The sequence below is a fragment of the Sunxiuqinia sp. A32 genome, from assembly GCF_052690465.1.
Genome location: NZ_JBQYLI010000004.1, coordinates 241,369 through 266,711, shown reverse-complemented (window position 1 = coordinate 266,711; position 25,343 = coordinate 241,369). Strand labels below are relative to the sequence as shown.

Below are 25,343 nucleotides of genomic sequence, written 5' to 3'. Positions count from 1 at the left end.
GATAAAAAATAGGCGTATGAAAGTTTTAATGTTTGGTTGGGAATTTCCTCCACATATTTCAGGAGGACTTGGAACTGCTTGTTACGGGCTAACAAAAGGTTTGGCCGAATACAAAGATGTAGATGTCATTTTTGTAGTTCCTAAGGCTTTTGGTGACGAAAACCAATCAACCATGAAATTGATTGGCGCAAACGATGTGCCTGTTACGCGTAAAAATGTCGTATTTAATGATCTGCAGAAGAAGATTGATTATTATGAAGTTGAATCTGCGATGGTCCCTTATTGTGATCCGGAGGAGTTTTGGAAGTTGAGTAGTAAAAAGTATTCAGAAGAAACCTCTTTTATAGAAACAGATACTGATGGCAGATTGGAATTTTCCGGGAAATATGGACCTGATTTGCTTCACGAGATCTATAAGTACTCCTTAGTAGCAGATGTAATAGCCCGCGACAATGATTTTGACCTGATTCATGCTCATGATTGGTTGGCATATCCTGCGGGAATCGCAGCTAAAGAAAGATCGGGAAAACCATTGGTAATTCATGTGCATGCTACTGATTTTGATCGAAGCGGTGGAAGTGTTAATCCACAGGTGTATGAAATCGAAAAAAGGGGGATGGATGCTGCTGATAAGATTATTACGGTAAGTAATTTAACCCGACGCATTGTCATCGAGAAATATGGCGTAGATCCGGAAAAAGTCACCACCGTATATAATGCAGTTGAACCTGTAAGTCAAGAAGAAAAAATTAAACTTAAAAAGGGTGTTGAAGATAAAATTGTAACCTTTCTTGGAAGGATTACCATGCAAAAAGGTCCTGAATATTTTGTTGAAGCAGCCAATATGGTACTTCAGAAGATGAATAATGTCCGATTTATCATGGCAGGAAGTGGAGACATGATGAATGCGATGATTAAGCGGGCAGCTGAATTAAAAATTAGTGACCGTTTTCACTTTACAGGTTTTTTGAAAGGTGATGACGTGTTTGATATGTTTCGGATGAGCGATGTTTTTGTGATGCCGTCTGTTTCTGAACCTTTTGGAATTGTTCCGCTTGAAGCGATGCAAACGAACGTTCCTGTTATTATTTCCAATCAATCGGGGGTTGCTGAAATTCTAAAGTTTGCTGTTAAAATCGATTATTGGGATACGCAAGCAATGGCAGATGCTATTTATGGCTTGTTAAACTACCCCGCGATGTGGAATATGTTTATGAAACATGGTAAAAAGGAAGTAGATAGCTTGCAATGGAAAAACTCAGCCAAGAATGTACGCGATGTATATATTGATGCATTAAAAACTGCTTAAAAATACTAGAGATATGAGAGCCATTTGTTTTAATTTCCAGGTTCACCAACCTTTTCGGTATCGCAGGTATCGGTTTTTTGATATTGGGAATGACCATTATTATTATGATGACTATTCCAATGAAACGATTTTACGAAAAGTCGCAGACAGGTGTTATCTACCTGCCAACAAATTAATGTTGGAGTTAATCAAAAAACACAAGGGGAAGTTTAAAATCAGTTATTCTATTACTGGATCGGTATTGGAACAATTCGAGTTGTATGCTCCGGAGGTACTTGACTCATTTAGGGCTCTTGCAGAAACAGGACAAGTGGAATTCTTATCAGAGACATATTCTCATTCATTAGTTTCATTAAAAAACAGGCAGGTATTTGAAGAGCAGGTAAAAAGACATGATGATCTAATCGAAAAATATTTTGGACAAAGGCCTCAGGTTTTCCGAAATACTGAGATGATTTATTCCGATGAGATTGGTGCTGTTGTTGCGGATATGGGGTTCAAAGGGATGCTTACAGAAGGAGCCAAACATATTTTGGGATGGAAATCGCCAAACTTTTTATATTGCAATGCGATTAATCCCCGCTTGAAGGTTTTAATGCGCAATTTCAAACTTAGTGATGATATCGCCTTCCGTTTTTCAAACCAGGGATGGAACGAATATCCATTGACTGCAGAAAAATTTGTAAAATGGATGTGTGCTCACAAAGATGATGAAATCATCAACCTATTTATGGATTACGAAACATTTGGAGAGCACCAATGGGAAGAAACGGGGATTTTCAAGTTTATGGAAGCCTTACCTGAAGCAGTTATTAAAAACACGGAATTAGAATTTGCAACTCCATCTGATATTATAAAAGACTACCAACCTGTTTCAGCAGTTAGTGTGCCGTATAGTATTTCATGGGCAGATGAAGAGCGTGATCTTACGGCGTGGCTTGGTAACGAGATGCAGCAAGAAGCATTTAATAAACTTTATGAACTTCAGGATCGTGTGGGACGTGTTGAGGATGAAGCCTTACTGAAGGATTGGAGCTATTTGCAAGTGAGCGATCACTTCTACTACATGAGTACAAAATTCTTTTCGGATGGTGAAGTGCATAACTATTTTAATCCATACGAAAGTCCGTACGAGGCATTTATTAATTATATGAATGTTCTCAGTGATTTTAAAATCCGATTGAATAGCCTGGTTCCAAAAAACGAAGTTGACCAGGAAATTTCAACACTAAATAAAATATTGGAAGATAAAGATAAGAAGCTGAAAAAATATGAAGCTGAGTTGAAGAAACTTCAGGCCTCAAAGAGAAAAAAAGCGTCCTCGAAAACTAAACAAAAAACGAAATCTGCTAAATCTGAGAAGTAAAGTATTTAGTTAGAAACCAAAATTTAACATCTAAATTTCGATTAAAATTTTATTTGAAAACTTTTTTTGACTTCTTTTGCAACTCTTTTCGGTGCATCACGTTCTGTGATGTATTAAACTGGTTATAATATAAAAAATTAGAGGAAGAACAAAGATGAGCAGAGAGGGTGTTAGATTTATAAAACGACCTGTTGTGGACAAACCGATTTGGAAAAAATTATTTGTGGAATCTAGTATTCCAGAGAACTTGACTCCTTTGAAGGAGTTGAGCAAAAATCTTTGGTGGGTATGGAATCATGATGCCCGAGAATTATTCCAGAGTATCGATCGTGAAATATGGGAAGATTGTGCCCACAATCCAGTGTTAATGCTTGAGAAAGTTAGTTTCCAGCGTTTTCAGGAATTGGGTGAAGATGAGTCTTTCATGGCAAAAATGCGTGCCACATATTCCAAGTTTCAGAAATACCTGGAGAACCGTAAGCAACTGGAAGGTCCCCAAGTGGCCTACTTTAGTATGGAATATGGCCTTCATGACAGCTTGAAGATTTTTTCAGGTGGTTTGGGGGTTTTGGCTGGCGACTACTTAAAAGAAGCCAGTGATTCTAAAGTCAATCTGGTTGCTGTTGGACTGCTTTATCGTTATGGCTATTTCAAACAAACCATTTCAATTTATGGAGACCAAATGGCAAACTATGATGCCGAGCAGTTTTCAAAAATACCAGTTCAGCCAGCATTCGATAAGGATGGCAACTGGGTAACTGTTGAAGTGGATTATCCGGGGCGTAAACTGAAAGCCAGGGTTTGGGAAGTGAATGTTGGCTCCGTTTGCCTATACCTGCTTGATGCAGATTTAGATGATAATACAGAGCAAGATCGTTTTGTTACTCATCACCTTTATGGAGGAGACAATGAAAACCGGCTGAAACAGGAAATATTACTTGGGATCGGAGGTATTAGAGCCTTGAAAAAATTAGGATATCGTTCGGACATGTATCATTGTAATGAGGGACATGCAGCAATGATTGGCGTGGAACGTATTCAGAATTTCATGGTTGAAGCCAGCCTTACCTATGCTGAAGCAAAGGAAGTGGTTCGTGCGTCAACTCTATTTACAACCCACACGCCAGTACCTGCCGGACACGATTCGTTTCATGAGCACATGTTTAAAACTTACATGGAAACAGTTCCAACTAATCTTGGAATTACTTGGGATGAGTTTGTCATGCTCGGGAAAACAGCTCCTCATGAAGACCATTTCAATATGAGTTATCTTGCTGCAAACCTGTCACAGGGAATCAACGGTGTTAGTATGCTTCATGGAGATGTGTCCAAAGAGATATTGAAGCATTTATATGAAGGCTATTTGTCGGAAGAATTGAATATTGGCTATGTGACCAATGGTGTTCACTATTCAACTTGGACTGCCAAAGAATGGAAAGACATACATCTGAAATATTTTGGAGATGATTTTACAGAAAATCAGCTTGATTTTGATGTGTGGGAGAAAATATATAAGGTTCCGGATGAAGAAATATGGGAGCTGAAGCAAAATCTTCGCTTAAAGTTAATAGACTATGTGAAAGGTCGTTTTGCAGACAACTGGATGAAACGACATGAAAATCCAAAGCTAATTACAGATATTCTAGGCGAGTTGAATCCAAAAGCTCTGACAATTGGTTTCGCACGAAGGTTTGCGACTTACAAAAGGGCTCACCTGTTATTCCGTAATTTAGACCGCTTGTCTGAAATTGTGAATAATCCGGAACGTCCAATTCAGTTTATTTTTGCGGGGAAAGCACACCCTGCAGATAAAGCTGGTCAGGATTTGATTAAGCATATTGTCGATATTTCAAAACGTCCTGAGTTTCTTGGAAAGATTTTATTCATTCAGAACTACGATATGAATTTGGCCAAAATGCTTCTTCAGGGAGTGGATATATGGCTGAATACACCTACTCGTCCTTTGGAAGCTTCAGGGACTAGTGGTGAAAAAGGAGTTATGAACGGAACTATTCACTTCTCCGTGCTTGACGGATGGTGGGTGGAAGGTTATAAAGAAGATGCAGGCTGGGCGCTTCCTTTGGAGCGCGCATACGATGTGCAGGACTTGCAGGATGAGTTGGATGCAGAGACAATTTATAATCTATTGGAAGATGATATCCTACCTGCTTTCTATGATCGGGGTGAAGACGGAATTCCCGAAAAATGGATTGGGATTGTTAAAAATACAATTGCTCAGGTGGCTCCGAATTTTACAACTTGTCGGATGATCAAAGATTATCAGGACCGGTTTTACACACCACAGGCTGATCGTTATGGAAAGCTTGTTGCAGATGATTTCAAGCTGGCAAAAGAGATGGCCACATGGAAGAATAAAATAGCAATAGCTTGGGATGATATCGAAGTGAAAGAAGTTCAATTTGATGATGGTATCACCAATGCGTTGCGAATCGGAGAAGATTACCCTGCAAAGGTAGTTGTTGATTTGAAAGGACTTTCTCCTGAAGAAATAGGACTTGAAATTGTGATCACTGAGAATGGATTGGATGATGATCCTGAATTACGGGAACGTAAAGAGTTTGACGTTGAAAGTACAGATGGAACCCTTACCACTTATTCCATGAAGTTGAACCTGATCAATCCGGGGGCATATAATTATGCGCTTAGAATGTTCCCTAAAAATGAGCATTTACCGCATCGTCAGGATTTTCGTTATTTAAGATGGATTTAAACAATCTGATATAGAGTGTTTTTGAAGGCTGCCTCGTTGAGGCGGCCTTTAATTTTTGTGGAAATTTTAATTGTAACCATTCAATAAAGAGATATTCGATGAAGTATTTTTTTACTTAATATTTCTTGGATGGTGAGTATTTGAGCGTTGGAGGTAGTATAAACAACAGGAGAATTATTAATCTAAAAAAAATACGCTAGATGAAAAGACAGTTTGTCGTGATAGGAGTGTTTATTGTATTAAGTATTATTCAATTAAAGTCAATTGCACAATCCAGCGATGTTTTTCTTCAGTGGAGTGAAAAGACATTTGCACAAATTGAGCGCGATTTTCGCTTGTCGGGTAGTAATCTTTATAGGGAAAATACCGGAAGTCAGAATATTGCTTTTAATTGGCCACAAGGTGTACAGTTGCATGCATTAATTGCCGCTGGGAAAATTGAAGATGCGGAAGCGTTAGCGAATGAAATGCATGAAAAATATTGGTGCTATTTTAACAATATTTGGGCTTATAATTCCTCAGCAAATAATTGTGGTGACCGTTATTATGACGATAATGCGTGGATAGCCAAAGCTCTTGTCGAATTGTACTTTGAAACAAATAATGATACGTATCTGGACAGGGCAAAAGAAGTCATTGCTTTTAGCATGAGTGGCGAAAATCATGAAGGTGATGATCCGGCTGGTGGGATTCGCTGGCATGAAGGTGATCCGGGGCAATGCCTGTGTTCAACGGCTCCTACGATGACGACTAATCTAATGATTTATCAGGCAACTGGAGAAGCAAAATATTTGGACGATGGGAAGCGCCTTTACGATTGGGTGAGGGCCAATCGTTTTGGACTTGGCGGAGGATATCGTGGCTATGAAAATGCGGTGATAACGCAAGCTGCAATTCGTGTGTACGAAATTACTGAAGAAAGCAGTTATTACGAAGATGCCCGTCATATGGGATTGGCTATGGAAACTGTTTACATCGATTATAACAACCACGCTCTTCATGAGACAGGTCAGTGGGGAGGTCATGATATGACTGCTGCGTACTTTGATTTATATGAGTTGGATGGAGATATCAACTGGCTGAATATTGTATCAGGTTATCTCACATTTTTACACAATAATTGCAAAGACTTACTTGGAAGATATCCCGAGGATTGGAGCGATGCAGATGCGCAAGGTGATCCTTCCTTGCTATATCAGGCTTCAGTGGCACGAGCTTATGGTCACATGTCAAATACGCCGGGAGGAAGTCCGAAATATCCGGATCCGGTAGCTATTTACAGGGATATTGATTTTGACGGTTTTTATTCTGCAGGTCTCTCAATTGGTGAATATACAGCAGCTGATTTGGAATTTTTGGGGATGCCTGACAATTCAATTACCTCGTTTAAAGTCCGTCCCGGATATCGAATTACTTTGTATAAAGAAGATAATTTCCAAGGACAATCAATGACTAGAACTTCTGATACAAATTGGATTGGAGGTGATTTTAATGATGTTGTTAGCTCCATACTTGTGGAGGTAGTTGATACTTTTGCTATTGCCTATTCTGACTGCAATTATTCTGGAAAAGCAGTTAATCTGCCAGCCCGGGATTACACATTAGCTGATTTACAGGCTCGAGGAATCAATCAGAATGATATTTCTTCAATACAGGTTGGGGAGGGCTATCAGGTAACTTTATTTAAGGGCAAAAATTTAGATGGTGATTCTTTTACGGTTCCAAATGATATCGAGTGCCTTGAAAGTGAGAGTTGGAATGATAGTACTAATTCTATCCGGATTGAGTGCAGTGCTGATTTAATTGTACCTTATTTAGCAATTAATGATGGAGAACTAGAGCAAACATCAACAGCAGAAGTATTTGTCGGAGGTTCTGTGAAATTTTCACCTCAACCTGAAACAGGTGGCAGCTGGTCATGGATTGGACCAAAATTGGCCAGAAATACACGCGAGGTAATTCTTGAAAATATTGAACCCGGACAGTCTGGAAATTACATTGTTTCCTATATCAATAATGATGGGCTCGCACAGGAGTATGAATTTACTTTAAATGTACAAACCACAGTTGCGACAATATTCGCGGATTGTGATTTTGGTGATAACGGAATAAAACTCACTGTTGGTGACTATGATATGTTTGCACTGAATAGTATTGGGATGGCAAATGATGATATCTCGTCAATAAAGATTGCTTCTGGTTTTGAGGTTGAAGTTTTTTCAGATTACAACTTTTCAAATAATGCTCAAACTCTTTTTGATGATGATGATTGTCTGGACGATGACGGTATTAATAACTGGATTTCATCCTTGATAGTTCGGGAGAAATCAACCCCAACTGGTGTCGCATTAACTGGTGCGTCAAAAAATTCTGATCTTTTGATTTATCCGAATCCCGCGAATAATAGATTGCATGTCGAGTTTGAAGGATCAGTTGAGAAGATGAATTTTTCTATCTATAACAATAGTGGACATCTGTCAATGAAGGGGCAGCTTTATTCGAATTGGATTGATATTTCATCGTTAGATACGGGATTATTCTTTCTGGTAATTCAAACCGATAATGAAACTTTGAATACCAAGTTTATAAAGAAGTAAATACAAACTATATCAACAAAGAATGGCTGATCCTGCAAGATCAGCCATTCTTTGTTTTCGCGGTTTCAGGAATAGATTTTCCAGTTAAAACTTTTGATTCTCATCAGGTCCAGGATTGGCATAAGCCGGATCTTTTGCACGGATATAGATTTCTCCATTATCCAATACTTTTACTTCTAAAGGAACAATTGTAGTACCTCGTTGATTAATGGTTTGAGCAGTTTCTGAAAGGTCTCGGGTCTCAATCCCGTCTTGTGAAACAGGGGGAATGTCTCCATTGAAAAAGGCGGTACACCACCATTTTCCATCTCTTGTTTGAAAGGGAGTTCCATGGCCTAAAAATCGACCAGCAAATTTCCTGGGGCCATACTCTCCGGTAATTTCATCTGCAACGCAGTAGTACAAATTATACGAACCTTTTCTTCCTAAATCAGTAGACCATGCGGTTCCAAATGAAACATATTTACCTCCAATTTTTCTCATGGTTGCACCTTCATGTCCAATTCTGCTAATCAATTTTCCTGGTTTTTCAGGGTCTGGACGCTCACTGGCAGGCTCAATGAAAAAAGGTTTTGTATCAAAACCACTAAAGTCATCCTTTATTTTGGCAGTATATGTATTGGCCCAAAGTGCGTACCAACTTCCATCATCATCCTGAAATAAGGATGGATCATGTTTTAGGTCAAAAGCTTTTCCCATAGGATGTGTCCATGGTCCGGAAACCTGAAGTCCTTTTGTGAATGCCAGGCTGCTCACCGCACCCGGACAATGAACTAAAGCCCAATGATCTTTAATCCAGTGAATTTCGGGAGCCCATATTACATCTTTATTTCCACGCTTTGCCAGTTTTTCCTTGAATTCGTCTCTGTATTGATAGGTGTCTTCGACCGTGTAAGGAGTTTCTAAATACTCCCAATCTATGAGGTCTTTACTTCGCCACAGTTGAACGGTTGCTCCAACAATACTTCCTTTAAATAAACCTTTGTTATAAGGTTCCGTTTTTTCTCTTGGATCATTTGGGTTGGGAGTGGTGCCGGTTAGGTAATAATAGTCATCAGGACCTAAAATTATGTATGGGTCACGAATCCAATGATCTTTTATGAATAAAGCGTGATCGTGCGATTTCAAGCCTGATTCTATTTCAGCACGCGTGTTTACAGGAGCGATTGGTGCAAAAGCAACTTGTGCTGTTCTTTCCTGGGCAAATGTTACCAGGCTGGTGAAAATAACAGTAAATCCAACTAATATTTGTTTCATTTTGATTCTCTCCATTTTTGATTTATAAGCTGGACGTAAAAATATAGAAAAACTATTAAATCGCAGAAACTAGGTTAGTCGAGCGAACGGAAAAAATCCCAAATAACGTAACAGGCATTAATTTCCCTTGATGTATTTCCTATAATTTTCTTCCCCAAATATTGTTTGCCACCTGGCCATGTATGACCACCTCCATTTATTTTGTATAGAGTTAGAGCTCCTCTTGGTGAGCAGCTTGAATACTCGAAAATGCTCACCGTAGTGCCATCAATTTGATTGTTGTTGGGGAGATCAATTTTGGGGTGTGCTTGCATGCAGCCATTGTGTTCGTTCCAGAAATCAATAAAAGCATCTGTCGAAATAATTTCACCTCTTGATCTTCCAAAAACCATAATTTGGCCTCCTTCATAAGGTACTAACTTATCATCTGTTCCATTCATTACCAAAACGGCTACTGGTTTTTGAGGATCACATTGGGGAAGATATTCCTTCGATAGTGTAGCAGTAAGTATTGCTCCGCCTCTGAAAAGGTCTGCCCTGTCGCAAAGCAATCTTGAGGACATAAAGCCACCATTTGACATTCCTGCGGTGAAAATTCTGTTTGTATCGATCGGAAATCTTTCAATAAGTGATTCGACTATTTTTGAGATAAAACCAACGTCATCAATGTATTCATTTCCATGTTTAAGGTTTTGGGTTCTTCCATCGTTCCAGTTTTTACTTACAGCATTCGGATATACAACGATGAATCCATATTGGTCTGCTAATCTATTAAATTCCCCAAAAGTAAGTTTCACGGTTCCCCCGGCAGTTCCTCCACCTCCATGCAGGTGAAATAATAAGGGCAGTGTTTTGTTGGTTTCAAATGAAGGTGGGAGATAAATTAAATAGTCTCTTTTTATACCTTGCCATGTCAAATCTTCTTCAATTAGATGACCTTGATTTTGTGATTGAGCAATCGATGGTAAAGACAATAAGCTAAAAAGCAGGAGAATTATCTTGATCATGATCAATTTGTTTGTCATGTAACAGAACGTGACGAGTTTATCCTTTGGTATATTTACAACAGTTTAATTAGTTCGTGCGAAAGTTACTAATCTTCAATTTTAAGTTTGCTTACCACTATTTTATATCCGTCAGAATCTTATATTATAATTCCGTTATTCTTCCAATATGGATTAGCTGGCGATAGTTTTTCAATACTATTAGAATTGATATTTAAAATTATTTGCTTGTACTCTTTATTGCTTTTGGGATAAAATACCAACAGGTCATCTTCGTCAAACTGATGTTCAGCCTTTTTGCTCGATTCCGTAAATTCCAGGTGCCAGTCAAATCCTTGAATTCCTAGAAAAATTCCATTGTAATCGTCATGATTTTCAAACCTGCCTAAAACCTCGAAGTTTAAAATATCACAATAGAAATCAGCTAATTTTTTCAAGTTGTTGGTATGTCATGCAATTCTAACTATCATATACGGATACAGATTTTTAGTATTTCTGATCTAGTTTTAGTACCTGCTTTTTGTTTTTGTCAACATTTATAAAGCGCATTAGTAGTAACATCACCAATGCTAAAGGGGTACAGGATGAAAGTATATTTTTCCAATGTAATTTAATATTTAATCATTAGTAACACAGATCAGGTACCTCTTGAGTAAGTTTTTAGTTGTAAACAATGGAATCGATAAAATGCTCATTTCTAGTGAATATTATTTCAATTAAAATGAACAGGACAACATTTTTGGCAATATATTTTTGTATTTTGAAAGGTGTTATTTGTCTTTTGCATAGCTGTAAAATAAATTTAAATTTGTGCGTAATCTAAATAAATGTTCATGGCTGCTGAAAAAAACGTAGGCGAAAAAATCAAGCAAATTCGCGAATTAAAGAAGGTAAGTCTGGAAGAACTTTCGGAACGTACCAACCTTGACATTGCTTTAGTTAAAAAAGTAGAAGACGAGAAAGTGGTTCCGTCTTTAGCCCCGCTAATTAAGATAGCACGAGCACTGGGCGTACGCCTGGGGACATTCCTTGATGATAGTGATCAGCTCGGGCCAGTTGTTGTTCGTGCCGAAGAACATGCACAGGGTGTACGGTTCGTTTCTCAGGGGGCTGAAGCACGTGAGCACCTCAACTTTCTCTCGTTGGCATCGGATAAGGCTGGGCGTCATATGGAGCCATTCATTGTAGAAATTGAACCGAGTCAACAGTCTGATTATATGCTTTCGTCGCATGAGGGTGAAGAGTTTATCTATGTATTGGAGGGGGAAGTTGAAATTAACTATGGGAAAGATGTCTATTTGCTAAAAAAAGGAGACAGCATTTACATGGATTCCATTGTGTCGCACAACGTGCATGTTGGAAGTAATTTGCCTGCCAAGATTTTGGCTGTGGTTTACGCTCCATTCTAAGAAATTTTTTCTGAATTAAATCGAGAAACATGCAATTACTTGATTATACTTTAGGTGGTATTCTTGAAAAATATGCTTTTGAAACTCCAGACCAGGATTTCATGGTATATCCAGATCGTAATCTACGTTTTTCTTATGCTGAATTTAATGATCGCGTTAACAAATTAGCCAAAGGGCTAATGTATGCGGGAGTTAAAGAAGGCGATCATGTAGGTATTTGGGCGAATAATGTGCCCGATTGGTTGACCTTCATGTTTGCTACTGCCAAAATAGGGGCTGTATTGGTGACCATCAATACCAATTATAAGCTGGCAGAGTTGGAATATTTGCTCAATAATGCAGACATACACACTCTTTGTTTAGTTGATGAATACCGGGATAGCGATTACATAAACATGATTTTCGAGTTGGTTCCCGAACTAAAAACACAGACGAGGGGAAACCTTAAATCCGAACGATTCCCGGCACTTAAAAATGTGGTTTATATTGGGCAGGAAAAGCATCGTGGAATGTATAATACTGCTGAACTTATCCTTCTCGGAGCGCATTTAGATGAGTTGGAACTGGAGGAAGTTAAGTTGAGAGTCAATACGCATGATGTGGTGAATATGCAATACACTTCTGGTACTACTGGATTTCCAAAAGGAGTAATGTTGTCTCATCATAACATTTTAAACAATGGGTATTCGGCTGGAGAATGCATGAAATATACCGCAGATGATCGATTGCTTCTTTGTGTTCCTTTGTTTCACTGCTTCGGATGTGTCTTGGCGGTTTGTGCCATTGTTACTCATGGGGCGACAATGGTTATTACCGAAGATTTTGATCCATTAATGGTTTTGGCGTCAGTTGAAAAGGAAAAATGCACGGCTCTTTATGGAGTTCCTACCATGTTTATTGCCGAATTGAACCACCCAATGTTTGAAATGTTCGATCTTACCTCTTTGCGTACTGGAATTATGGCGGGCTCGCTTTGTCCAATTGAAACCATGAATCAGGTGATGACAAAAATGCATTGCAAGGAAATCATCATTGTGTATGGCTTGACTGAATCGTCACCGGGTATGACTGCTACACGTACTCATAATTCTCCCGAGGTTCGTTCTACTACTGTTGGTTTTGAGTTCCCCAATGTTGAGGTGAAAATTGTAGATCCGGAGACCGGCGAGGAATGTGCAGAGGAACAGCAGGGTGAAGTTTGTTGTCGGGGGTACAATGTGATGAAAGGTTATTATAAAAATGAAGAGGCAACTCGTAAAGCAATTGATGAAGATGGCTGGCTGCACTCTGGCGACTTGGGGGTGAAAACCGAAGATGGTTTCTATCGAATTACTGGCCGTATCAAAGATATGATCATTCGAGGTGGAGAAAATATTTATCCTCGTGAGATAGAAAATTACCTATTTAAAATGACCGAAGTTGAATCTGTTGAGGTTGTTGGTGTTCCAAGTCCTAAATATGGAGAGCAAGTTGGTGCATTTATCAAGTTGAAGGCAGGACAGTCATTAACAGAGGAAGCTGTACAGGAATACTGCCGAGGGCAAATTGCACGGTACAAAATACCTAAATATGTTTTCTTTGTCGATTCATATCCTATGACTGCTAGCGGCAAAATTCAAAAATATAAGTTGAAGGAGATCGCTCTTGATCTGTTGAAAGAAAAAGGTATTGAGGTAATATAGTCGGTTTGCTTTTAAAGTGACTTATTATCAGATGCTTTCTTCCTGATTGCTCTGGTGATACTATGTTTGTGTCATGATGTCATTGAAATTTATTTTGGCACATGAATTGACACATCTACATGTATCAATAATTAAATACATAAGGATATGCTTCATACAAACTTAAAACATGTTCTGTCAAAAGATGAACATCAAAAATTAATTGAGGAAAACGAAAATGTAATGATCTGTTGCGGTCGAATGGGACCAATGTGTATTCCAGTATATGCAGCGATGGGAGAATTGGAAAACGAAATTGAAAATGTTGTATTTGCTGATATGGAATTTGATATTCCTGATGCGGCTGTTATTCGTAATGCTCCTGAATGTGCTGGTTTTATGGGATTGCCATTTGTTGTTTATTACAAAAATGGAGGATTAGTCCATGCAACAAGTAGTATTCAAAGCAAAGAGCAGATTGAAACTATTCTGAAAGAAAAACTTGTATAAGATAGTTTTATAGGGTAATTATTTTGTTTGATAAAAGGTGGCATTATATAATTGATGTCATCTTTTTTTGTTAGTGACAATCCTCTTTTTTATCTTTTCATAAAAAAGAATGAAAGCAAAAATAGGTCTGTCTCTCAGTGGAGGAGGTGCGAGGGGAATTGCACATATCGGTGTTTTAGCAGCATTAAATAAACATGGAATTGATCCGGATGTGATTTCCGGAACCAGTATGGGAGCATTGGTAGGTGTTTTTTATGCTGCTGGCGTATCTCCCAGTGAGATTTTGGAAATGGTGAAAGAAGAAAGCTTTCATAAAATAATTGGTTGGGCATTTCCTTCCAATGGATTGCTTGACATGAAAAAGGTTCATAAGATGATGGTTGACAAAATCGGGGAAGATGATTTTAAATCATTGAAGAAGCCTTATTTCTGCGCAGTTTCAAACCTAAATACCGGAAGAGTTGAGATTATTTCTGAAGGTAAGCTCTTTCAATTTGTCCTTGCTTCTGCGTCGATTCCAATAATTTTTGAACCACAGACTATTAATGGACAAACATATGTTGATGGAGGTTTGTTAAACAATCTGCCGGTAGAACCGCTACTAGATCACGCTGATATTATTATCGGAGTGCATGTGAATCACAATGCTGAAATGGAGAAGGTCGAAGGGATGAAAACGATTGCTGAACGTTGTTTTCGTTTAGCAATTGGACAAAATGTGAGGGATAGTTTTGATTTGTGTGATTTCATAATTGATCCGCCAAAAGTTAGGGAATATAGCACATTTGATTTTAACAAGGCCGATGAAATCTACCAGATTGGTTTTGATGAAACAGAAAATATGATTCTTGATTTAGAGAAGGTAATGAAAGAGAAGAAAAAGCGAGTAAAAGATTAATTTTAAGAATCTTTCGATAAAAATTGAACAAACATGCTCTAAGCTCCTTAACTTTGTATAGTCATTTTAAAATCAGTAAAATGAATAAACTAGTATTTCTTATTGCTCTTTTTGCTTTATTTTCCTGTCAGAATAAAAAAATTGACCGCATGCAGTTTGTTCAGGATAGTATCCGGCAAGTTGCAGAAGAGAAAGATTCAAGTATTACATCGTTTATTTCAGTGATGAACGAGATACAGATGAACCTTGATTCAATAAGGCATATTCAGGAACTGGTGAAAATGCAGACGAATAGTGGAACTGAATTAAGAAAGGATACAAGATCTGATATTTTGGATGATATTAAAATTCTGCATGATTTACTAATCACAAACAAAGAACTGGTTGCTAAACTGGAAGACGATCTCAATTCTTCCAAGAATAAAATAGGCGGATTGCAGAAAACCATCATGTATTTGCATAAGCAAATTGAGGAAAAGGATACTGAAATAACTGAACTTAGTGGTAAGCTTGATAAGCTCCAGTTGGATATTGCCGGGTTGAATAAAACAATTACGGAGTATAAGGAAGAGGAAGTTAAAAAGGAAGAGATAATTGCGGAAAAGGAAAAAACCATTGAGAGGCAAGACATCGAGATTCATAAGGGATATTTCGTGTGTGGTACGCTTAAAAAGTTAATTGAATTAGGAGTTGTTGAGAAAGAAGGAGGTTTATTTGGAATTGGGAGAACGATTAAGTTTAAGAAGGATTTTAATCCCAATGCTTTTACGTTAATAGACATTCGCGAGTTAAAAGAGATTTCTCTTAATTCCAGGAAAGTTCAGGTGATAACAACACATCCCGAAGGTTCTTTTGAATTGATAGGAGAAGAAACTTTTGAGAGCCTCCGGATTATAGATTTTCAGAAATTTTGGGAAACCTCGAGATATCTGGTGGTAGCTCTCGATTAGAATATTAATTTCTTTATGATATAGAATCCTCTGCCTTTTGGCTGGGGATTTTTTGTTTTTTCAAAGGCTTGTTAAATCGCTGATTGATTACTATCTGTTTGATTCATTAGAAATTCATTAAGAATATCTTTACAATTTTTAACAGGACCCCATGTAACTTTTAATCTTTTCACCAGTCTTTATTATTGAAAACAATTATTACAGGAAACAAACAAGTAAGTCTTGAAGCCATGAAAAACCAATTTCAGAAAGTTACATTAGTCCTCGTAGTTTTGGTTGCATTTTTAACCAGCATACAAGCAAAAAACGCAACGGAGTTTAGTTTTGATTTAGCAAGTGATCCAGTGTTGGAAATTGAAGAATGGATGGTTCAGGATGAATACTGGACATCCAGTTTTGAAGTTGCCCCGGATGAGGTTGACCAGGAACTCAATCTTGAACAGTGGATGGTAGAAGATTGTTATTGGAAATAAGATTTGTGGGGTGACTTTTGATGGATAATCAAAAGTGGATGGTTGATTAGAAAAAGGGGCCGAAAGGCCCCTTTGTTATTAGATTGGTTTTATTTCAATCATCAGAAATTTTTTGGGAATCTTATCCCCTGCTTTAACGTTAATCTTTACAATTTTGCCGTCAAAAGGCATCTCAACGTTATTGTGCATTTTCATCGCTTCCAGGATAAGCAGCGTATCACCTTTTTTTACTTTTTCACCTGTTTTAATGAACACATCAATGATTGTTCCAGGAATGAAAGAGTAAATATGGTTGAAATTTGGCTCTTCCCAGTTTACACGGTTTCTGTATTTATTGGTATACTCAGTTTCATATACAGCACTATGCACGATGATGACTTCCTTCTTTTTATTTGCCATGAGTCGCTAATTTAGTTTAAAATGGAGGAATACCATGTTTCTTGCTTGGTCCCGAAACTGATTTGTTTGCTGATACTTTCAACGCGTGAAGTAACATTTTTCGAGTTTGTTCAGGCTCAATTACTTCATCGATATATCCTTTCGCTGCAGCAACATATGGGTTGGCAAATTTGTCTTTATATTCCTGGATCTTCAATTGACGCATAGCTTCAGGATCTTCTGCTTCTGCGATTTCCTTACGGAATACAATGTTTGCAGCTCCCTCAGGTCCCATAACTGCAATTTCAGCAGTTGGCCATGCAAACACAAAGTCAGCACGCAAGTGGCGAGAGTTCATTGCAATGTATCCTCCACCGTATGCTTTACGGATAATTACAGTAATTTTTGGAACTGTAGCTTCACTGTAGGCATAAAGTATTTTAGCTCCGTGACGGATAACACCAGCATGTTCCTGATCGGCTCCAGGTAAATATCCTGGAAGATCTTCCAACGTAACGATTGGGATATTAAATGCATTACAGTAACGAATGAAACGCGCTGCTTTATCTGAGCTGTCGCAATCAAGAACACCAGCCAATACTTTTGGCTGATTAGCCACATATCCAACAGTTTCACCATCCAGACGTCCAAATCCAATCACCACGTTAGGTGCAAAATGCTCCATAATCTCGAAAAATTCTGACTTATCAGAAATTGCCTCGATAATGTCGCGAATATCATATGGTAATTTTGGATTGCCTGGAACGATATCTTCAATCTTCTTTTTAGAAGTTGGCTTGGCAGGTTCAACTGCTTTTGCTTTTTGTTGATTATTCCATGGAATAAATGTGATGAGTTTTTTGATTTGTTCAAAGCACTCTAATTCACTCTCGGCATAGAAATGTGCATTTCCTGTAACTTCAGCGTGTACTTTTGCACCACCTAAGTCTTCCATGGAAATTTCTTCACCTAAAACGGTTTTAATTACACTTGGCCCGGTAATAAACATCTTAGAGATATTATTAACCACAAACACAAAGTCGGTCAATGCAGGAGAATAAACAGCACCTCCGGCACATGGTCCCAAGATTACAGAGATTTGTGGGATAACACCTGAAGCTAGTGTGTTGCGGAAAAAGATTTCACCATATCCAGCCAATGAATTAACACCTTCCTGAATACGAGCACCACCAGAGTCATTGATACCAATTAATGGAACTCTCATTTTCAGAGCGTGATCCATAATTTTAGTGATTTTACGAGCGTGCATCAATCCCAAAGAACCACCTGCAACAGTAAAATCTTGTGCGAAGATACAGACAGGTGAACCATAAATAGTTCCGGTACCGATGATTACACCATCACCATGAAGTACCTTTTTTTCCATATCAAAATCGCGTGCAACATGCTCGACAAACATGTCATACTCATGAAATGAACCCTCGTCGAGGATATATAAAATCCGTTCGCGGGCGGTGAGTTTCCCCATTGCAACTTGCTTTTCAATGGCTTTTTCACCTCCGCCCTTGATAACTTCTTCTTTCCTTTTCCTAAGGTCAAGGATATTCCGTTTCAACGACATAGAATATAGTTTTAATTAAAAAAAATTCTCCGGGCGACCGGAGCTTTCCTGTTTTAAGTATTATTGTTTTAAGTAATACGGGGCAAAATTATAATTTTTTCATTCACAAACATGTTTTATAAAACATTTGGTGATTTTATCATACTATGCTGGTATTATTTGGTTTTGAACTATTTTACTAATAGTTTGAAATTTTCGCTATCGACTTGCCCATCTGTATATGTACGCTGCTATCCCGCCAAAAAATATGTTCGGTATCCAAACGGCAATAGAGGGCGGAATACTTCCTGATACGGCAAATACAGTAGAAATTTGCATGAATAAGATGTATGAGAAGCTAAACAGGATTCCCAGCCCGAGATGCAGTCCAATGCCTCCTTTTACTTTTCGGGATGCCAGGCAGGCTCCAATTAATGTGAGAATAAAAGCAGAAAACGGTTGCGATCGTCTTTTGTGTTTTTCTATTTCGTATTCTGTCGTGTTGACTCCTCGAAGTCTTAAATCCTTAATTTCCTTATTCAGTTTTGGAAGAGACATGGTTTCAACAACATTGTGAATTACCCGATAGTCGTCAGGAACCATGTTTAATGTAGTGTCAATTTCCGAGCCTGATGTGATCGTTTCCTCGGTCCCATCGATGTCACGAATGATGTAATCATGGACTGTCCACTTTTTATCTTCCCGGTCCCATTTTATGTACCTGGAGCTTAGCTTGGATACAAGCTTCCGACCTTCAAATTTCTCAATAGTGAAATTATATCCAACATCGCTGGCTGTATATGATTTCATATATATGTATACTCCCGGTGATAATTGACGGTGAATATCTGTTTGAAATTCTGCTCGTTTATTTTCGATGTATGCATTTCTGAAATCAACCCTTTTTTTATTTGCAGGCGGAATAACGTAATTCCCTAACATGTAAGAAAAAACTGCGATTACAAAAGCAGAAATCATAAAGGGGAGCATTAATCTCCGAAAAGAAACTCCACTACTCAAAATGGCGATGATCTCAGAGTTGTACGCCATTTTTGATGTGAAGTAAATAACTGCAATAAAAGTAAATAGCGAGCTGAAAAGATTGGCAAAGTATGGGATGAAATTTAAATAATAATCAAAAATGATCATTTTAATTGAAGCATCTTTCGATAGAAATTCATCCAGGTTTTCAGAAATGTCAAATACCATTGCAATGCTGATAATTAGTGCGATGGCATAGAAAAAAGTTCCCAAAAACTTCTTTGTAATGTACAAGTCGATCGTTTTAAACCCAGAAATTTTCATATTATAATCGTTGTGCGATTTTTTTAACCATTACTTCTTTCCAACTTTTAAATGTGTCGGCTAAAATTTGTTTTCGTGCTTCTTTAACCAGCCAAAGGTAAAAGGCCAGGTTATGCTGGCTTGCAATTTGTGCACCCAGCATTTCATTCGAAATAATTAAATGACGTAAAAATGCTTTTGAATATTGTTGATCAACATACGATGTTCCATTTGGATCCACCGGAGAAAAATCGTCAGCCCATTTCCTGTTTTTAATATTGATGATTCCCTCACTAGTAAATAACATTCCATTTCTTCCATTTCTAGTTGGCATCACACAGTCAAACATGTCGATACCCCGGTCTATAGCTTCAAGAATATTTACGGGTGTTCCAACTCCCATTAAATAGCGTGGTTTGTCTTTTGGTAAAATAGGATTCACTACTTCGATCATTGCGTACATATCGGCTTCTGGCTCACCTACCGATAGTCCGCCAATTGCGTACCCATCACTAGGAAAAGTTGTCACATGCTTTGCTGCGATCTCTCTTAAATCATGATATACGCTTCCCTGAACGATTGGGAATAAGGATTGCTTGTGTCCATAAAGTGGCTGAGTCTTCTCCATTTGGTTATAGCAGCGATCAAGCCATCGCTGTGTCAACTCCAACGATTTTTTAGCGTAATCATATTCAGCATCACCGGGAGTACATTCATCAAAGGCCATAATGATATCTGCGCCGATTTTGCGTTGAATATCAATGACACTTTCAGGCGTGAATAAATGTTTTGATCCATCAATGTGCGACTGGAATTTTGCACCTTCTTCAGATAGCTTTCTAATGTCTCCCAGTGAAAATACCTGGTAGCCACCACTGTCTGTTAGTATAGGCCCATCCCAGCCATTGAATTTATGAAGTCCGCCTGCTTGTTGTATAATGTCAGTTCCCGGTCTTAAATACAGATGATAAGTATTTCCCAGTATAATTTGAGCCTGAATATCTTCCTTTAAGTCTTTTTTATGAATTCCTTTTACTGAACCAGCTGTACCGACAGGCATAAAAATAGGTGTTTCAATTTTTCCATGCCCGGTGACAAGCGTTCCTGCCCTGGCTTCTGAGTCAACTGCTTGATGATGAAGCGTAAAATCCATGTCCTTTTTTTTGAGTGCTCAAAGATAACTATAAAAGTTATATGACCTTAAAATGAAACTTAGTGCTGACTGTTAATTAAAATTAAATATACCGTGTGAAACCAAGGCTGATTGTTATTTTTGTGAAAAAAATATTGTGTGGAGTTAACAAATTTAATAGGCCGTAATTTACTCGAATGGACTCTTTTGGGAGTGTTTGCATTTAGTTTCCTGTTGCAGATTTTTTACCTGATTTATTTTTATACAAGGTTGCTTCGAGTGAAACAACCAGAGAGAAAAAAGCTGGAAGAGTCAATTTCTGTTTTGTTGTGTATAAGAAATGAAGAAGATCGAATTTTAAGGGTTCTGGAAAGTATAAATGAGCAATCATATTTGCCTTATGAGCTTATTGTGGTTGATGATTTTTCGGAAGATCGCACCTTGCAGTATATTGGTTCTATTGCCAAAAAATACCCGAGAACAAGGATCACTTCACTTGGACAGGAGACGCGTTTTTCTGAGAAGATTTCCTTGAATTTAGGGCTGAAGGCGAGTAAAAATGATTGGGTGCTATACCTACCGGTATCATTTGAAAAACTTAATCCGGATGTATTGACTAATATGAATTATCGAATAGCTGATGACGTTGATGTGGTTATTGGTTACACTAATTATAACCCATTAAAAGGCGGAGTGAACAGACTTTTGCGCATTGAACGTTTTTGGGAATTTATGCGCTCAGCAGGTTATTCAATGGCAGGGTTGCCTTTTGTGTTCTCAGAGTACAATATTTGTTTCAATAAGAATTTGTATTTCGATCATGATGGGTTTAAGGGAAAATTGAACCAGTATCATGCGAATCTGGAACTTATTTTAAATGAACACATGAAGAAAGTTGAAATTTCGTTTTCTGAAGAAAGCTTTATTCATGAAGATGAACCGGTTCAGGCGCAAGATTACACCAATTTGATTCGCAAGGAAATGTTGCTGAGAAAAGCTTTAGGGTTTAAGCGACGTACTCTTTTGTTGTTGGAAGATTTTTCAAGATTATTGTTTGTTGTGTCATTTGTTTTGTTGCTGATATTCAAGTTGCAAGCTTGGGTTTACACTACTTCGCTGTTTTTGTTGTTAAATATTCTCTTCATTATTATTGTTAAAAATGTAGCTGACCGTTTGAATGAAGAAAAAATCTTCATATCTTCGTTTGTATACATCCTGATAAAACCGTTGATCAACATATACCATTTTGTAAGAATGTATGTTCAAGATCAAAGAAGTAAATGGAACTAAATACAAATTTATCGGATAAGGCTCAACAGGATTTTGTTTTAGTTGAGGCTGCCTTGAAAGGGGATGAGAAGGCTTTTGCCAGATTGTTAAGTAAATACAAGGACGCCATTTACTTCATGTTGCTAAAGATGGTCAATAATAAAAGTGACGCTGAAGATTTGACTATTGAAGCATTTGGTAAAGCATTTAAAAACCTCCATCAATATTCTCCCCATTACGCATTTAGTACCTGGCTTTTTAAGATAGCGTCAAATAATTGCATCGATTTTTTACGAAAACGACGCGGAGTACATGTTCCGATTGACAATAATCAAGATGGAAATGATAACGAGCAGCCAGTAAAACTTAAATCGGGAGAACCAAACCCTGAGCAAAAGATGATCCGGATTCAAAAGGCGATTTTGCTTCGCAGGGTGGTTCGAAGATTGAAACCTCGATACCGAACTTTGGTAGAACTTCGATATTTCCGCGAATTTTCATACGAAGAAATTGCAAAAGAGCTAAATTTGCCGCTTGGAACAGTGAAAGCTCAATTATTTAGAGCCCGAGAAATGCTGTTTAAAATGATTGAATCGACCGAGATGGACGATCAGGAGGATTAGCTTTTATGGACATAATCAAAAAATATTTCCCGAATCTTTCGGAAAAGCAACTTGAGCAGTATGCTGCTTTGGGCGAACTTTATCAGGAATGGAATGAAAAAATCAATGTGATTTCCCGAAAAGATATCGAGGGATTGTACGAACGACATGTTCTGCATTCGCTTGGAATTGCAAAAGTCATTGAGTTTAGACCCGGGACTTCAACTATGGATGTGGGTACTGGAGGAGGATTTCCAGGTATTCCGCTGGCAATTATGTTTCCGGAATCGAATTTTCATTTAGTTGATTCTATAGCCAAAAAAATCACGGTTGTTAATGGAGTGAAAGAGAGTCTCGGTCTTCAAAATGTTACTGCTGAGCAGAATAGAGCTGAGAAGGTTGACGGCCAATTTGATTTTGTTGTAAGTAGGGCTGTTACTGCATTTCCAAAATTTGTTTCATTGGTTAGAAAGAAAATCAAAATAAAAAATCAAAATAAACTTCTAAATGGTATTTTGTATTTAAAAGGAGGTGATTTTCAGGAGGAGCTGGAACCCTTTGTAAATCAGGTGAAAATCTATTCGTTGAGTGCTTATTTTGACGAGGAATTCTTTGAAACAAAAAAAATGATCCACTTAATAATTAAAAATCGCAGAAAATAAACTTCATAATTTTGGAGAGAATCAAAAAAGATTTATTTTTGCAGTCCGAATTGAGCGGAGTATATTCAAAATAAAAATATTGACCAATGAAAAGGACATTTCAACCATCAAACAGAAAGCGCAAAAACAAACATGGTTTTCGCGAAAGAATGTCTTCAGTGAGCGGACGTAAAGTATTAAAAAGTCGTCGTGCAAAAGGAAGAAAAAAATTGACTGTTTCTGACGAACCAAGACACAAGCGTTAAGAAGATATATTGATTGATGATCAATCATGGAAAGGTAAAGAATGCTAAATTCTTTACCTTTTTGTGTTTATGCATGTCTGATTTCGTTTTGCAAATCAATTCTGACTATTTTATTTTCGGGTTTCCACATACTAAATTTTAAGCTATTTTTGTTTTTCAGAAGAACTAATACGCTTTCACCATGAGTTTGAAATCTTATCTTTTAAGTAAATCTTTTTGGAAAAATTTATTGTATGCTATTGCTGCAACAGTAGCTGTGCTGTTAGTTACTATGTTTGTAATCCGGATTTATACAAATCATGGTGAATCTTTCGCCGTTCCTGATTTTTCAGGAATGAAAATAGAGCAGGTGAAAGAATTGGTAAAATCGAAAGATCTTGATTTTGAAATAGCGGATTCTCTTTATTTGCCAAATGCAGAGCCTGGGTCTGTTGTTGATCAGGTCCCTGTTAAGGGTTTTTTGGTAAAAGAGGGACGAACTATATTTTTAACAATTTGTGCGGTAAATCCCGAACAGGTTGCCATGCCAAAACTAACCGATATATCATACCGGCAAGCAATGAATTTAATGCAGAGCTTTGGATTAAATGTTGGCGAGCTAACTTACGTTCCATCTGAATTCCCAAACCTTGTTTTGAAACAACAAATAAATGGGGAAGATATTGATGAGGGTATTCTGATTAATAAAGGATCAAGTATTGATTTGATAATTGGAGAGAATAGTGTTGGCGAAAAAACTTTTGTTCCTAATTTAATTGGTGTTACATTGGGGCAGGCAAAATCTGTAATTGCTGAATCATATTTAAATACAGGTGCCGTGATATTTGATGATTCTTGCTCAACGCTGGAGGATAGTGTAAGTGCAAAGATATGGAAGCAAAGACCGGTGGCGGAGGATGGAATGAAGGTTGATCAAGGGAGTCCGATAGATTTGTGGCTGACTGTTGATCAAGATCTACTTGACAAGGTGAATTAAAGAAAAGTTTAGATGCACGAAGAGAAAGAAGATATATTGGATGGTCAGAATGAACCGGAAGAGGGAGAAATGTTTGAGCATTACAAGTTGCTGGTTGATCCGGGACAAAATTTATTAAGAGTTGACAAGTATTTGGTTAACCGCATAGATAATGCATCCAGAAGCCGAATTCAGGCAGCAGCAGATGCTGGAAACATATTGGTCAATAAGAAATCTGTTAAATCAAATTACAAAGTTAAGCCAGGGGATGAAGTATCTATCGTAATGGATTATCCCCGACGTGAGCTTAAGATTGTTCCCGAAGATATTCCACTTAATATTGTTTATGAAGATGACCAGTTGGTGGTTATTAATAAGCAGGCGGGTTTGGTTGTTCATCCAGGTCATGGAAATTATACAGGAACGCTCGTAAATGGATTGGCATATTATTTTAAAGATCTACCTCTGTTTAATAGTGCTGATCCTCGTCCAGGTCTGGTTCACCGAATTGATAAAAATACTTCTGGTTTGATGGTGGTTGCAAAAACGGAACTTGCAAAGAATAAGTTATCAATGCAATTTTTTGAAAAGACTACCAAGCGTGAATATGTGGCGATGGTTTGGGGAGTACCCAAAGAACCGGAAGGAACAATTGAAGGGAATATTGGTCGCAGTCAAAAGGATCGTCAGGTGTTCACAGTTTATCTGGAAGGTGAACATGGAAAAACTGCGGTAACACATTATAAGCTTTTGGAAGATTTAGGATATGTAAGTTTAGTGGCCTGTAGGCTCGAAACCGGGCGTACCCACCAAATAAGGGTCCACATGAAATATATTGGACATCCGCTATTCAATGATGATACTTATGGAGGAGACCAGGTATTAAGAGGTACTACTTTCTCAAAATACAAACAATTTGTCATGAATTGTTTTAAGATTCTTCCCCGGCAGGCATTGCATGCAAAGACCTTGGGATTTGTTCATCCGGTAACGGGTAAAGAGATGTTGTTTGATTCCGAATTGACTTCTGATTTTCAAGGAGCTATAGATAAATGGCGTGACTATATTTCAAATAGAAACCTCGAATAAG

23 protein-coding genes are annotated in these 25,343 nt (G+C 37.8%); 16 read left to right on the top strand and 7 right to left on the bottom strand.

Annotated features, from left to right (window positions below; translation table 11 throughout):
- Window positions 1-16: 16 nt before the first annotated feature.
- The 4 genes from ACUNWD_RS05915 to ACUNWD_RS05900 all read left to right on the top strand — a co-directional run bounded on the left by ACUNWD_RS05915 (window position 17) and on the right by ACUNWD_RS05900 (window position 8,003).
- Window positions 17-1,309, top strand: coding sequence for a glycosyltransferase family 4 protein (locus tag ACUNWD_RS05915; RefSeq protein ID WP_445586860.1), 1,293 nt, complete (start codon window positions 17-19; stop codon window positions 1,307-1,309).
- Between the two features lie 13 nt (window positions 1,310-1,322).
- Window positions 1,323-2,675, top strand: a complete 1,353-nt coding sequence (locus ACUNWD_RS05910) for a glycoside hydrolase family 57 protein (RefSeq protein WP_445586859.1) — start codon at window positions 1,323-1,325, stop codon at window positions 2,673-2,675.
- A gap of 193 nt (window positions 2,676-2,868) precedes the next feature.
- The gene (glgP, locus tag ACUNWD_RS05905; RefSeq protein ID WP_445586858.1) at window positions 2,869-5,406 is read left to right on the top strand and encodes an alpha-glucan family phosphorylase; all 2,538 of its coding nucleotides are present in this window, start codon (window positions 2,869-2,871) and stop codon (window positions 5,404-5,406) included.
- Window positions 5,407-5,606: 200 nt separating this feature from the next.
- The gene (locus tag ACUNWD_RS05900) at window positions 5,607-8,003 is read left to right on the top strand and encodes a beta/gamma crystallin-related protein (protein WP_445586857.1); all 2,397 of its coding nucleotides are present in this window, start codon (window positions 5,607-5,609) and stop codon (window positions 8,001-8,003) included.
- An 84-nt stretch (window positions 8,004-8,087) separates the two neighbouring features.
- Here the strand turns inward: ACUNWD_RS05900 and ACUNWD_RS05895 are convergent, their stop codons facing one another.
- The 3 genes from ACUNWD_RS05895 to ACUNWD_RS05885 all read right to left on the bottom strand — a co-directional run bounded on the left by ACUNWD_RS05895 (window position 8,088) and on the right by ACUNWD_RS05885 (window position 10,701).
- A complete protein-coding gene (locus tag ACUNWD_RS05895) occupies window positions 8,088-9,260 on the bottom strand; it encodes a family 43 glycosylhydrolase (RefSeq protein WP_445586856.1) in 1,173 nt (390 codons plus the stop codon).
- 74 nt (window positions 9,261-9,334) lie between these two features.
- Window positions 9,335-10,267 (bottom strand): extracellular catalytic domain type 1 short-chain-length polyhydroxyalkanoate depolymerase, encoded by a 933-nt coding sequence (locus ACUNWD_RS05890; RefSeq protein ID WP_445586855.1) that lies wholly within the window; start codon window positions 10,265-10,267, stop codon window positions 9,335-9,337.
- A 137-nt stretch (window positions 10,268-10,404) separates the two neighbouring features.
- Window positions 10,405-10,701: a hypothetical protein gene (locus ACUNWD_RS05885; protein ID WP_445586854.1), complete on the bottom strand. Its 297-nt coding sequence runs from the start codon at window positions 10,699-10,701 to the stop codon at window positions 10,405-10,407.
- Window positions 10,702-11,097: 396 nt separating this feature from the next.
- On the opposite strand from ACUNWD_RS05885, the gene ACUNWD_RS05880 reads away from it, so the two are divergent.
- The 6 genes from ACUNWD_RS05880 to ACUNWD_RS05855 all read left to right on the top strand — a co-directional run bounded on the left by ACUNWD_RS05880 (window position 11,098) and on the right by ACUNWD_RS05855 (window position 16,165).
- On the top strand, window positions 11,098-11,673 hold the full coding sequence (locus ACUNWD_RS05880; RefSeq protein WP_445586853.1) for a helix-turn-helix domain-containing protein: 576 nt from the start codon (window positions 11,098-11,100) through the stop codon (window positions 11,671-11,673).
- A 29-nt stretch (window positions 11,674-11,702) separates the two neighbouring features.
- Window positions 11,703-13,355 carry an AMP-binding protein gene (locus ACUNWD_RS05875; protein WP_445586852.1) on the top strand — a complete coding sequence of 551 codons (1,653 nt, stop codon included), beginning with the start codon at window positions 11,703-11,705 and terminating at the stop codon, window positions 13,353-13,355.
- Window positions 13,356-13,502: 147 nt separating this feature from the next.
- Entirely contained in the window at window positions 13,503-13,844 is a 342-nt protein-coding gene (locus tag ACUNWD_RS05870) for a thioredoxin (RefSeq protein ID WP_445586851.1), read from the top strand.
- Window positions 13,845-13,953: 109 nt separating this feature from the next.
- Complete coding sequence (locus tag ACUNWD_RS05865) at window positions 13,954-14,742, top strand: patatin-like phospholipase family protein (RefSeq protein WP_445586850.1); 789 nt, start codon at window positions 13,954-13,956, stop codon at window positions 14,740-14,742.
- A gap of 80 nt (window positions 14,743-14,822) precedes the next feature.
- On the top strand, window positions 14,823-15,692 hold the full coding sequence (locus ACUNWD_RS05860; RefSeq protein ID WP_445586849.1) for a Cbp1 family collagen-binding glycoprotein adhesin: 870 nt from the start codon (window positions 14,823-14,825) through the stop codon (window positions 15,690-15,692).
- A gap of 230 nt (window positions 15,693-15,922) precedes the next feature.
- On the top strand, window positions 15,923-16,165 hold the full coding sequence (locus ACUNWD_RS05855) for a hypothetical protein (protein WP_445586848.1): 243 nt from the start codon (window positions 15,923-15,925) through the stop codon (window positions 16,163-16,165).
- Between the two features lie 78 nt (window positions 16,166-16,243).
- Here the strand turns inward: ACUNWD_RS05855 and ACUNWD_RS05850 are convergent, their stop codons facing one another.
- From ACUNWD_RS05850 to tgt, 4 genes are all read right to left on the bottom strand, one after another.
- Window positions 16,244-16,564 carry a biotin/lipoyl-containing protein gene (locus ACUNWD_RS05850; protein ID WP_445586847.1) on the bottom strand — a complete coding sequence of 107 codons (321 nt, stop codon included), beginning with the start codon at window positions 16,562-16,564 and terminating at the stop codon, window positions 16,244-16,246.
- A gap of 16 nt (window positions 16,565-16,580) precedes the next feature.
- Entirely contained in the window at window positions 16,581-18,125 is a 1,545-nt protein-coding gene (locus tag ACUNWD_RS05845) for an acyl-CoA carboxylase subunit beta (protein WP_445586846.1), read from the bottom strand.
- Between the two features lie 198 nt (window positions 18,126-18,323).
- Complete coding sequence (locus tag ACUNWD_RS05840) at window positions 18,324-19,409, bottom strand: LptF/LptG family permease (RefSeq protein ID WP_445586845.1); 1,086 nt, start codon at window positions 19,407-19,409, stop codon at window positions 18,324-18,326.
- A 1-nt stretch (window position 19,410) separates the two neighbouring features.
- On the bottom strand, window positions 19,411-20,541 hold the full coding sequence (gene tgt / locus ACUNWD_RS05835; RefSeq protein WP_445586844.1) for a tRNA guanosine(34) transglycosylase Tgt: 1,131 nt from the start codon (window positions 20,539-20,541) through the stop codon (window positions 19,411-19,413).
- 138 nt (window positions 20,542-20,679) lie between these two features.
- On the opposite strand from tgt, the gene ACUNWD_RS05830 reads away from it, so the two are divergent.
- The 6 genes from ACUNWD_RS05830 (at window position 20,680) to ACUNWD_RS05805 (ending at window position 25,342) form a co-directional block, all read left to right on the top strand.
- The gene (locus tag ACUNWD_RS05830) at window positions 20,680-21,810 is read left to right on the top strand and encodes a glycosyltransferase family 2 protein (RefSeq protein ID WP_445586843.1); all 1,131 of its coding nucleotides are present in this window, start codon (window positions 20,680-20,682) and stop codon (window positions 21,808-21,810) included.
- Window positions 21,801-22,412, top strand: a complete 612-nt coding sequence (locus tag ACUNWD_RS05825; protein ID WP_445586842.1) for an RNA polymerase sigma factor — start codon at window positions 21,801-21,803, stop codon at window positions 22,410-22,412. Before ACUNWD_RS05830 ends, ACUNWD_RS05825 begins: the two co-directional genes overlap by 10 nt.
- 5 nt (window positions 22,413-22,417) lie before the next feature.
- Entirely contained in the window at window positions 22,418-23,053 is a 636-nt protein-coding gene (gene rsmG / locus ACUNWD_RS05820) for a 16S rRNA (guanine(527)-N(7))-methyltransferase RsmG (protein ID WP_445586841.1), read from the top strand.
- Between the two features lie 86 nt (window positions 23,054-23,139).
- On the top strand, window positions 23,140-23,298 hold the full coding sequence (rpmH, locus tag ACUNWD_RS05815; protein WP_445586840.1) for a 50S ribosomal protein L34: 159 nt from the start codon (window positions 23,140-23,142) through the stop codon (window positions 23,296-23,298).
- 181 nt (window positions 23,299-23,479) lie between these two features.
- Complete coding sequence (locus ACUNWD_RS05810) at window positions 23,480-24,274, top strand: PASTA domain-containing protein (protein ID WP_445586839.1); 795 nt, start codon at window positions 23,480-23,482, stop codon at window positions 24,272-24,274.
- Window positions 24,275-24,286: 12 nt separating this feature from the next.
- The gene (locus ACUNWD_RS05805; protein WP_445586838.1) at window positions 24,287-25,342 is read left to right on the top strand and encodes an RluA family pseudouridine synthase; all 1,056 of its coding nucleotides are present in this window, start codon (window positions 24,287-24,289) and stop codon (window positions 25,340-25,342) included.
- Window position 25,343 lies beyond the last annotated feature (1 nt).